Annotated in this window: 5 protein-coding genes; all 5 read right to left on the reverse strand. The window is 32.7% G+C overall.

Going from position 1 to position 12,583, the window contains the following annotated elements; genetic code table 11:
* Window positions 1–21 precede the first annotated feature (21 nt).
* On the reverse strand, window positions 22–2,451 hold the full coding sequence (locus GBO31_RS11865; RefSeq protein WP_219008561.1) for a glycoside hydrolase family 2 protein: 2,430 nt from the start codon (window positions 2,449–2,451) through the stop codon (window positions 22–24).
* Entirely contained in the window at window positions 2,451–3,653 is a 1,203-nt protein-coding gene (locus GBO31_RS11870) for a glycoside hydrolase family 88 protein (RefSeq protein ID WP_246615850.1), read from the reverse strand. The genes GBO31_RS11865 and GBO31_RS11870 overlap by 1 nt, the downstream gene beginning before the upstream one ends.
* Before the next feature lie 14 nt (window positions 3,654–3,667).
* Window positions 3,668–5,173, reverse strand: a complete 1,506-nt coding sequence (locus GBO31_RS11875) for a RagB/SusD family nutrient uptake outer membrane protein (protein WP_219008562.1) — start codon at window positions 5,171–5,173, stop codon at window positions 3,668–3,670.
* 41 nt (window positions 5,174–5,214) lie between these two features.
* Window positions 5,215–8,229 carry a SusC/RagA family TonB-linked outer membrane protein gene (locus GBO31_RS11880; RefSeq protein ID WP_219008563.1) on the reverse strand — a complete coding sequence of 1,005 codons (3,015 nt, stop codon included), beginning with the start codon at window positions 8,227–8,229 and terminating at the stop codon, window positions 5,215–5,217.
* 235 nt (window positions 8,230–8,464) lie between these two features.
* Entirely contained in the window at window positions 8,465–12,565 is a 4,101-nt protein-coding gene (locus GBO31_RS11885) for a hybrid sensor histidine kinase/response regulator (protein ID WP_219008564.1), read from the reverse strand.
* Window positions 12,566–12,583 lie beyond the last annotated feature (18 nt).

Consider the following 12,583-nt stretch of genomic DNA (forward strand, 5'->3'; position numbering starts at 1 on the left):
AAATGTGAGAACTCTATTTAATCATAATGGTATGGTTAAATAAGTTCCTTTAAAACTCTGGTTTAACACCATCATTTCAATTTTTTCTTTTTCTTTATTCGGTATAACTTCAATTACTGCTTTGCCATTTGACATTTTTATAGATTCACTACCCATAGGTGTTCCCATGAATTTTTTAGTTTCTCCACCAGAAAGACATTGGAAATAAACCCTTTCTTCATAATCCAAACAACGTAAACCTTCTTTGTCCAAGGCTGTTGCCATCACTAGATAGTTTCCATTATCCATCTTTTCATAGGAAAGACTCAAAGCATTAGCAACTCCATTTTTCTTATGCCTATAATTAATACTTAAACTATCTGTGACTTTATTACCATCTATATAACCTATTGCTTTTAGTTTATTAGCTCCTTCTCTAAAAAGAACGTCCCAAGTAAGCCCAGACGCAGGGAATATAGCTATGTTTTTTTCTTTCTTTCCACATGACTTCCCTTCAAAAAACAATTCTACAGTATCACAATTACTATAAACATTAACTGTCCTTGATGTATCTTTAGGACCTTGTCTCTCTGTCCAAGAATGTGATTCTATATATACAAACGGATCTTTGGCCCAGTAACTTTTAAAAACATAATAAGCATCTTTAGGGTTTCCTTCCCGATCCATAATTCCTTTCTRATTGACATAGGGAATATCATTTTCTGGTCGTAAAGGAGTTCCAAAGTCTTTGAATGCCCATTGTACATTTCCTACAAAGGATGGCGTTGTTTCAGAAGTTTTTAAATGCCAATCGAAGAGGTCTACAATATAATTCTCACTCCAATCTCCTATTTTGGCAATATTAGTAACTGCAGTTTGTGTAATCGCTTCTGTCCAACCATCATTATCCATTTCTCCTAAACCATCTATTGGATTTTCAGTATGCCTTCCGTAATGACTGGATCCACCATATTCCGCATGAAGAAAGTGCGGATATTCTTTAATGTATTTAGTTAAAGCTTTTTCATAAGTCACATAACTACCCGAATACCAACCAGACCAAATTGATGGTGAAAAAACATCTACAATATCTGATCCTGCATAATATTTTCTAATCGCTGTTTTCCGAGAAGGGTCTAATTGATGAGATAAATCATTTAATTCTTTTAGGAAAGAATTCATTTTCTCCACATTATCACCATCTTCAAAATCAGGTAACCAATAAATTTCATTTCCTAATGACCATATAATGACACTTGGGTGATTATAATTTTGGTTAATGATTTCTGTTAGCATGTTTTTGGTATTGGCTTTCCAATTTTCATTACCGATTCCTCCTCTACACCAAGGTAATTCATCCCATACTAAAATTCCGATTTCATCACACATTTTATAGACTTCTGGATCTTGGGGATAATGGGCTAACCTAATAAAGTTAGCCCCCATTTCCTTGATAGCTTTAATATCCTTACGATGTAATTCATTAGGCATTGCAGCTCCATAACCAGCGTGTTCCTCGTGTCGATGTGTTCCTCGTAATAGCACCCTTTTTCCATTAAGATAAAATGGTCCTTTATGCTTGAATTCAAACCAGCGAAAACCAAACCGATCTGATAGCACATCGATTTGTTTTCCTGATTCTTGTAACACCACTTTTACTTGGTATAAATGAGGTGTATCGATATCCCATAACAATGGGTTTACAATGTTTTTAAAATCTATTTTAAATTGACTGTTTGTAATATCTTTCGAAACTGTTTGTATTTTTTTTCCTTCTGGATCAAATAGTTGGGCTTGTGCTTTATATATTCTGTTTTCTTCTAAATCTTCGACTGCAATATTAAGTTGTAAAGAAGCATTTTCTTTAGATACATTCGGAGTTGTTATTTTTAAACTTGAAATATTGGTTTTATGTTTTTTAATTAACCAAACATCTCTTGTAATTCCACCGTAAATAAAAAAGTCACTTTTTTGAGAAGGTATAATTTCAGGATCATAGCTATTATCAACTTTCACTAATATTTCATTAGCACCTTTTCTTACATATTTTGAGATATCAAAATTAAAGCCAATATAACCACCTATATGTTTTCCAACCAGTTGTTTATTAATGTAAAGCTGAGTTGTAATATTTGCTCCTTCAAAATATAGTTCATATGCTATGCCTTGACCAACATCTTCTATTTGCAAGTTCTTTTTATACCAACTACCACTCCTTCTATATCCTGGTGTAAGATCCATAGTATCATAATTATTCCAAGTATGTGGTAAGTTTATGGATACCCAATCTGTTTGTTGACTAATCTGACCAACATTTTCAATATTTTGTTCCAAATATTGCCAATCTGTATTGATATTCTCTTTTGACCTGTATACTTGAGCTGAGCAAAATAAACTGAAATACATAAACAGTAGCATGCTCAAAAACCTGCGAGAAGAAAAAACGACGATATTCTTAGAGTTTTTCTTCATTATTTAAGAGTTTTTCTTCTTAAAATTGCTTCTAAAAAATAATAATCTGCATAACTAATTGGTCCATTAATCTCATCATTCTTTGGCCAATTTCCTGTACTATGATCAAGAATAAATGGTACTATAGTTTCTTCTTGAATTACATATTTTTCTGAGGATAGGCTATTGATAATTTTATCAGAAAAATCTAAGTACTTTTCATCTTTAGTATGTTCATATAATTCTATCATCCCAGAAGCAATCACTGCAGCGGCAGAAACATCTCTAGGTTCGTTAGGAATTTTAGGCGCATCAAAATCCCAATAAGGTATTGCATCTTCCGGAAGTCTATGATGCTCTATTAAAAAAGTTGCTATTTTTTTAGCTTGTTCTAGAAATTCATTATTATTAGTATATCGATATGCCATTGTATATCCGTAAAGTCCCCAAGCTTGACCTCTAGCCCAAGAAGATTCGTTTCCGAAACCTTGATGGGTTACTTTAGATCTAATACCACTACTTATAGTATCATAATCTACAACATGATAACTACTATTATTTGTTCTGAAATGATTCTTTAAGGTAGTCTTAGCATGCTGTTCCGCTATATCGTAATATTTCTGGTCTTGAGAATACTTGGAAGCTTCAAAAAGAAGTTCCAAATTCATCATGTTATCAATTATTACTGGAAACTGCCACTGTTCTTTATTAAAATCCCAAGATCGAATGGATTTTACTGTGCTATTGTATCGTGTAGACAAGGTTTCTGCACTTTCAATAATAACATCTTTATATCTCGGATCATTTAGTATTTTGTAACCATTTCCAAAACTACAAAACACTTTGAATCCCATATCATGGGTTCTATCATTATATTTTTCTTTTTCAATAAAAACTGTCCACTCTTTGGCTCTATCTCTGTATCTAACATCGTCAGTTATTTGATAAATTCGCCATAAACTCCCAGGAAAAAAGCCACTTGTCCAATCTTTTGATGGGACTTTTTTTATTTTTCCATCTCTATCTGCACTTCTTGGAAACGAAATAGAATCTATTGGGTATTCTAACAAATAAGAAAATCTATCTGAATATTTTACAATTGTGTTTTCTTCACCAATCTCTTCTTCGACTTTATCTTCTGAAGAAGCATCTTTACAAGCTGTAAAGAAAACCATTATAAGTATTAACAGCATGGGAGATATGAGTTCTTTTTCTTTGGTCATAGCATATTATAGGATTAGTATCCCGGGTTTTGTGGTAATAAATTTGGGTTCCTTCCTAATTCATCATCTGGTAATGGGAATAAATAATCTCTTGTACTATCAAAATTAGTTTGGGGTTCAAAAGATGTAGGTCCGAAAACTTYTACCCCTAAGTTTAACCTTTTAATATCATACCATCTTTTAAATTCGAAAGCTAATTCAATTCTTCTTTCCTCTAAAATAGCATCTCTTAAAGCATCTTTTGACAAGCCAGTCATTAGATCTTCTGGAAAACTACTCATTGTTCCTGCAGCATTTCGTGCTCTTGCTCTAATTTGATTGATATAATCATATGCTTCTCCTGTAGGTCCTGAAAGTTCATTAGAGGCTTCTGCTGCAATTAAAAGAACTTCTGCATATCTCATTGCTCCATAGTTATGATCCGAATCTCTATTATTGTTCCCTGCAGTTCCTGGGAAACGATAATACTTAGCGATATGAGGTCTGGAAACTCCTCTATTAGCTGTTCCAAAATCCTGCCAAGGAACAGTCACTCCATCAAAAACAGCTTGGGTATCAAAACTTACAGCCTTTCGGTAGTCATTATCATCAAAGGAATCAAAAACATCAACCGTTGGCACAGCAACACTCCATCCTTCAATATCTGGTCCTCTCATACCTGTAACAGGAGGTAAGAAATCAATTCCAGGAGCTCCACTAACTACATCTAATCCCTTAAAATCAATTGAAAATATGTGTTCTACTAAACCATCTGCCTTAGTAGCGTCAAATAAATCCTGAAAATCAGCTTCTAAAGCGTACCCAAATCTACTTCTATTATTAATCACAAAAGTAGCTTCGTCATAAGCGTTTTGCCAGTTACCTAAAGTTAAATGAACCGACGCCAGATATGCGGCCGCAGTTCCTTTTGAAGGTAATGAGCGAAAAGGTTGTTGATCTGGCAACCAAGTTTTGGCGAATTCTAAATCTTCAATAATTTCTTGATAAATGTCTTCGACTGAAGTTTTTTCAATACTAGACAAGGTTTCAGCTTCTCGTACCGCAAAATCAATATAAGGTACTTCACCAAAAATACGAACCAAATGATAGTACGTAAAGGCTCTTACAAAATATGCTTGTGCCACTACAGCATTAATTTCTTCTTCACTTCCTTCCACTGACGCTGCTCCTTCTATAGCATAATTAGTAGACCCAATAATAGCATAGCTTCTTGGCCAAAAACTAGTTACCATTCCATTATCACCATTCATCCGAAATTCATCCACTTCGATCCTTCTAGAAGAGGTTGTAGGATCACCGATCGTTACCATATCTCCTCGTAAAAGCAAACTAAGAGTAAATTTTCTACCCCAAAACTGTTCTGAGGCAATATGTCCATAAGCACCGTCTACAGCAGCTTGCACATCATCTGTAGTATTAAAGAAAGTTTCTGGAGCTAATATTCCAATGGGTTCTTCTTCCAAATCTGTGCAACCCATCCATGTAGTTGCTACAATTAGTATAAAAATTATCCTTTTCATTTGTCAGATTTTAAGTTTGTTATAATTTTATTTTTTCTTTTTTAAAAAGAAACATTAAGCCCTAATGTGTATGATCTAACATTTGGGTAACTTCCATAATCCAATCCAAGATTTATATTACTTCTACTATTACTATCAGATCTATATAGAACTTCAGGATCTAATCCAGGGTAATCAGTAAATGTTAGCAAGTTTTGACCACTTATATAAATTCTTAGTTTAGACATTTTTAGTTTGTCTAAAAGCTGGTTATTAAATGTATACCCTAGTGTCATATTTTTTAATCGTGCATATGAACCATCATATACCCATCTTGAAGAAATAATTCTGGTTCTTGGTGCTGCACTTGGCACATTTGTATTTGGATTTGTTAATGTCCATCTATTTAATGCTTCAGTAGTAGCATTGCTAGAACCTGTAAGTGTATTTAATTCTAATAATGTGAAGTTAAACATATCTCCACCAACAGCTCCTTGAAAAAACACATTTAGATCAAAACCTTTATAAGTAAACGTATTATTAATTCCAAATGTAAAATCTGGATGTGGGTTACCTATTATAGTTTGATCGTCGCTATTCAATTCACCATCTCCATTAAGATCTCTATATCTTTCTCCTCCAGCTTGTTGTTCAAAAATTGCTCCTGGCAGAAAGGTATCTCCATTTTGATATACTCCATCATATACATATCCAAAATATACTCCAACAGGTTCACCCTCTCTTAAGATCGGAACATCTGGTAGCAACAAATGTCCTGGACTAGAATTACCAATATCACGAATATCTTCTCCGTCAGGTAATTCTAAAACCTTATTTCTGTTTCTGGAAAAGTTAATATTAGTATTCCATGTGAATTCTCCTACTAAGTTTCTGGTAGATAATTCAATTTCAAATCCTTTATTTTCTAAACTCCCTACATTTTGAAGTTGTACCGGATTACTTAATCCGGAGGTCTCTGGTAAAGGTCTATCCAGTAACAAATCCTCGGTAACCATATCGTAGTAGTCTGCAGTTAAGTTAATTCTATTGTTAAACAATCCAATATTTACACCTACATTAAACTGCTTGGTAGTTTCCCATTTAAGATTATCATTAGCCAATCTTGCTAAAGCTACTGCATTTACAAGTTCTCCTCCTTGAATAGAAATAATATCTTCGTAGGTTGCCAAGGTACCAAATGGTTGTATAGCTCTGTTTCCAGTAAGTCCATAACTAACTCTCCATTTCCACTGGGATATTAGTTTTGAATTTTCCAGAAAGCTCTCATCTCCCATATTCCAGGCAATTGCTCCAGATGGAAAGAAGCCCCATTTATTATTTGCACTAAAGGTAGAAGACCCATCTTGTCTTGCATTAAATGTAATCAAATATTTATCCAGTATATCGAAATTGATTCTCCCATAATAGGAGGCTAACTCTGACTCTAGTAGTCTTGATTCGATAAATAACAAGTTTGAAGCACCATCTAAATTCCAAAAGCTAAAGGCATMATCTAAAAATCCAGAACCAGAAGTAGTAACTCTCTCCGATCTTTCTTTTTGGTAAGAATATCCTACGGTTCCTGAAAATTTAGCAAAGCTAAAATCCTTTTTATAGGTAAAATAATTCTCTGAAAGAATATTGGTTTGTTTAACCGTTTGTATACTTCCTTCTCCATCCACACCAGCTCCTCTTACTGTTGTCGTTGGGAAAAATATACCTTCTCTATTGTTTCTCACATTATATCCTAGGGTAGATTTAAAAGACAAACCTTCATATAATTTTAAGTCAGCATATACATTTGTTTGATAAAGATCATTTACAGTTTCGTTAAATATCTGTGTAGTTGTAGCAAATGGATTATCGATATCATCTCCAACACTTGGAAGGGTAAAATCTCCGTTTGCATCCCGAATTCCTTGATCAGGACTAAATCTAAACGCTGCTGAAACTGCTCCTGCACTTCCTGTTCCTCCAGTAGACTCTTGTGTTCTTGCTCCTTCACGAGTAGATCTTCTTCCTAGTGCGTTCATTCCAACTTTTAACCGATCAGAAAAGTTAATATTGATATTACTGGTAAACGAAAAACGTTCTAGTCCAGAACCTAGCACAGCTCCATCTTGATCAAAGAATGTTCCCGAAAGATAATAATCCACATTTTCTGCACCACCAGATAAGGAAACTTGATGATTTGCTATTTGTCCAGTTTTAAATATTACATCTTGCCAATCTGTATCTGCTGTTCCTCTTACATAGCCAGGATTAATTTCCTGAATATAATCTCCAAATTGATCTGCGTTTAACAGGTCTAATGTGTTGGAAACTGTCTGCGTCGAATATGATGTATTAAAATCAATTCGCATTCTTCCTTTTTTACCTTTTTTAGTAGTTACAATTACAACTCCATTAGCTCCTCTAGATCCATAGATTGCAGTTGCAGATGCATCTTTTAATACTTGTATAGAAGCAATATCTTCTGGTGCTGGTAATGCTGCTCCCACAAAGCCATCTACTACAAAAATGGCATCACTACTAGCATTTATTGAAGTAGCACCACGAACTCTTATTCTAATATCTGCTCCTGGTTCTCCACCATTAGCTGATTGCACYGCCACTCCCGCAGCTCTTCCTTGTAATGTTTGTTGAGCTGTTGCAGAAGGATATGCAGTTATGTCTTCGGCATCTACAGACACTACTGATCCCGTTAGATCCTTCTTTCTTCTGGATCCATATCCTACAACCACTATTTGTTCTAAGGATTCTACAGAAGCTGATAATGTAACATCAATTTTTCTTTGAGAACCTACGGTTATTTTCTGATCTGTATATCCTACATAAGAAAATATCAATACCGAATTTTCATCAGGAACTTTTATTGTATAACGCCCATCAAAATCAGTTGTAGTACCAATCGCTTCATTTTGTACACTAATATTGGCACCTGGTATTGGCACTCCATCTTCTGATATAACAGTACCTGTAATTTCGATTTGGGCAGTTAAACTAGTTCCAAAAATTAGAAGAAGTATGGGGATACATTTTTTCAATAATTTTAAATATGTATACTTTTCATTCATGAGTATTGATTTATGTTAGTGTGTGTGTTTTAGTAGAGGTATATAATCAGAAGACAAAAAAAGATGATGCACAACGAAAAGAAGAGCTGCAAAAAAATATATCTGTTTTGTTTTCTATTCATACTCAAACCTAGTCAAAACACTATATCTAAAAGTCCTAAAAAGGGTATATTTCTGTACTAAATACTGAAAATGAGCCTGTAAACGCGATAGTTACAGTTAAAACAGCACATTTTTAGGAATAAAATTTTGATGCGTATTCTGAAGGGGTTTGATTGAAGTGTTTTTTAAAGCATTTTGTGAAATATTTGGGGTTTCTAAAACCAACTTTATAACAAACTTCTGAGATATTTATCTGTCCAAGTTCCAATAATTGAGAAGCTCTTTTCATACGAATAGAATGGATGAACTCATTTGGTGTTAAATTTGTCCATCCTTTAATCTTCGAAAACAACATAGTTCTACTTACTCCAAGTTCTGAACTAAAATATGGAATATCAAAAGAGGTATTACTAATATTTTCTTCTACAATTCTTACAGCTTTCTTCAATAATTCTTCATCTACGGAAGTAACAGTTAAATCAGACGATTTAAAATCATTTGAAGAAAATTTTTCTTTTTGTTTTTCTATAGAAGAGAGAAGGTTTCGTATAGTGAGCAAAAACTCTTTTACGTTAAAAGGTTTATTGATATAAGCATCTGCACCAGACTCTAATCCGTCGAACTTATATATCAATGATGTTCTGGAAGTAAGGAGAATAAATGGAATATGGCTAGTTCGAATATCGCTTTTTATTTTTGCACATAATTCGGTACCTTCCATTTTAGGCATAATTACATCACTGATAATCAAATCCGGCATCTTCTGTAATGCTTTTTTAAAGGCAATTTGTCCATCTTCTGCTTTAATCACCTGATAATAATCTTTAAGCATATCGCCAATAAAATTTCTTAGCTCATCATTATCTTCTGCAATAAGAATCAATGGTTTTTCATCATCCTCAAAAACCATTTCCATATCCAACTCCTTATTTTCTTTTGCTATAGAAATTTGATTCTCATATTGTGAAATATCATCGCTAATCTTAAAATCTTTAATGATATCAGCTTCTTCAAGATGCGATTTACCTATTAATAAGCTAACCCTAAAAACAGTACCTTTTTCTACATTGGTATCCACAACTTCTATAGTTCCTTTATGAAGATCTATAGCTTTTTTTGCAATTGACAAGCCAATACCACTTGCCTGATTAAATTGTTTTTGATAATCTTTATCACCCGCTACTTCGTAGAAACGATCAAATACTTTATCTACAAATTCTTTTTCAATACCCTTCCCATTATCCTTAATTTCAATAACTACCTGATTATCTTTCTCAAAAATGTTTACATTAATTTCACCTCCTTCAGGTGTATATTTGAATGCATTCGAAATTAAATTATAAAACACTCTCTCTAATTTGTATCGATCAAAATACACATTGATTTTATCGGAAGAAGCTTCAAAAGTGTAGGTATAAGATCCTGCCTTTGCAAATTCATTGAACGACAAATAAATTTCCTTTAGGTATTTTACCAAATTACCTTCTGCAACTTGTAACTTAGAGTGTTTATTTTCAAATTTTCTAAAATCTAAAAGTTGGTTTATTAATTTTAATAATTGATCTGCATTGCGCTCAATAACCAATAAACGCTTATACATTTTATTACTTCCTTGATAGTTTTCTATCAATTGTTGTAAGGGTGCTATTATTAATGCCAAAGGTGTTCTGAATTCATGAGAAATATTTGTGAAAAATTCTAGTTTAGAGCGATTCATTTCCTCTTTCCTTATATTTTCTAGGTGTTCTAAATCTAGTTCATGTTTTAATTTTGTTCGTGCTTTATTAATATGATTTAATCCAAACAACGCTAGAGCAATCATCAATGCATATCCTGCAAATGCAATTGGACTTTTCCAAGGTGCTGGCTTAACTAGGATTTGAAGTTGTGTAGGAGTTTCATTCCAAATATTATCATTATTAGCTCCTTTAACTTCAAACGTATACTTTCCTGCTTTTTGTATGGTATAATTTATTTCAGTATTCTTTGTATACTGCCATTGATCATCTAATCCAACCAATCTATAGGCATAGTGATTATTTGAAGGGTTGATAAAATTGGGAATAGCAAAACCAATTCCGAAAGAAGCCTGATCGTGGGCTAATGATAACTTATCTGTATAGGAAATACTTTGTTTTAGTACAGCACCCTTCCCGTAAGTGTCGATATTTTTACCTTGAACATTAAAATCGGTAAGAACTACTTGCGGAATAAAAGTATTCTTTTTTATTCTTTTCGGATTTAAAAAAGATACTCCCGAAGGTCCTCCAAAATAGAGATCTCCATTTTTGGCTTTCAGACAAGAATTATTGTTAAACTCATTACTAATGAGTCCGTCGGTTTGATTATATAATATAGAGGTTTCCTTTTTAGGATTATATGCAATAATACCTTTGTTAGAACTTATCCAAATTGAATTTTCTTCATATTCAACGATGCTAAATACAGTACTAATTTTAGTTCCTACAACATTCAGTTCTACTCTTTGAAATGTTTCATTTTCAAACTTATAGACTCCATTGGCTTTGGTTCCTATATAAATAACTCCTTTTGAATCTTCGTAAATACATAAAATATCATCTCCAGAAAGTTGCTCTTCATTAAAGAAATAACGTTTTACAACAACCTTTTCATCTTCTAATTTTGAATTTTCAATATAATTCAACCCATTCTGAGTACCTATCCATAAATTCGAATTACTATCTACTAGCATAATTCGAATTATATCATTTGAAAGGGATTTTTTATCGATATCACTATGTGCAATAAATCTAAATTGTTTCGTATCTAGATCATATTGAATTAGTCCTTTTCCAAAAGTACCGAAGTACATAAAATTATCGGATCTCTCAATAGCATATACCCCTACCTCTTGCAGAAGTGTTTGTAAATCTTTACTTAATCGGTTTGTTATAAACTCCTTAGAATTAGTGTCGAATAATGCAATTCCAGCATTGTACGTTCCAATCCAAAGTATTTCTTCATTTAGATAAAGGGATTTTATATTCAAACTTGGAAGTTTATTTTTTGAAATTGTTTGAATATCGAAAGATGCATTTCTTTTAGGATTTAATATGCTAATTCCTTTTCCTTCAGTTCCAAAATAGATATTGTTATTTTTATCCTGTATAATACTACTTACCACACCATACTCGATATCATTATTATTCTTTTGTAGTGATATAAAATTAGAATTAGATTCATCCCAAATATTAATTCCGCCATAATATGTACCTAACCAGGTAGATCCTTTTTTATCGATAAAAATAGTTTTGACCGAATTTCTGCTAAGACTTTTAAGATTGTTTTGTTGGTGTTTTATTTTAATAACTGAATCATCATTATTTTTTATACAAAGTCCATCATATGTTGCGATCCATAATACTCCTCGATTATCTATTGACAGGCTCCTTACATCTTTATTAATTAACTGATTTTTCCTAGTTCTTCTAATTTGCTTAAAGGAATTGGTTTGAGAATTATAAAAATTTAATCCTCCGTATTTTGTTCCAATCCATAATCTATTCTGGTCGTCTTCTACTATTGCCTGAATGTAGGAATCACTAAGTGTATTTGATTTATTGCTACTATAAAATCTTTCAAAAACAAACGTTTCTTTGTTTCTTGTTTTTAATTTATTAAGTCCATTAGCGGTTCCAATCCAAATATCCTTTTTCTTATCCTGATAAATACTCAAAATATAATTATTAGAAAGACTAGAAGTATCTGCTGCATCATTCTTAATAATCGTAAATGAATCAGAACCTCTATTATAAACCATTAATCCATTAGAAGAACCAAACCATAGCTCACCATTATCTAACATCTTCATTGTCCAAATAGTGTTATCAGATAAGCTTCCTTCTTTACTGGAATGGAAATATGACTTGAAAACATTTTGTTTAGGATCGTACCGATTGAGTCCATTGTATGTACCTATCCAAATAAAACCTTCCTGATCTTCCTGAATGGATAGAATATCATTATTACTAATAGAGGTAGAATCATTAGGTATATTTCTGTAAACGGTAAAATTGTTACCATCATATTTATTGAGCCCATCTCTAGTTCCGATCCACATTTGTTCCAGACGATCCTGATGTATAGCTATTACAGAACTTTGCGATAAACCATCTGAAGTAAAAAGATGTAAAAACTTATTATAAAAATCATCTTGTGCAGTAGAAACAGTTGATGTAAAAAACAACAATAACGCACAGTATATATATTTCATCAATTCCCCTAATTTTTT

Source organism: Aquimarina litoralis (assembly GCF_019295435.1).
In the GTDB taxonomy this organism is placed as follows: domain Bacteria; phylum Bacteroidota; class Bacteroidia; order Flavobacteriales; family Flavobacteriaceae; genus Aquimarina; species Aquimarina litoralis_A.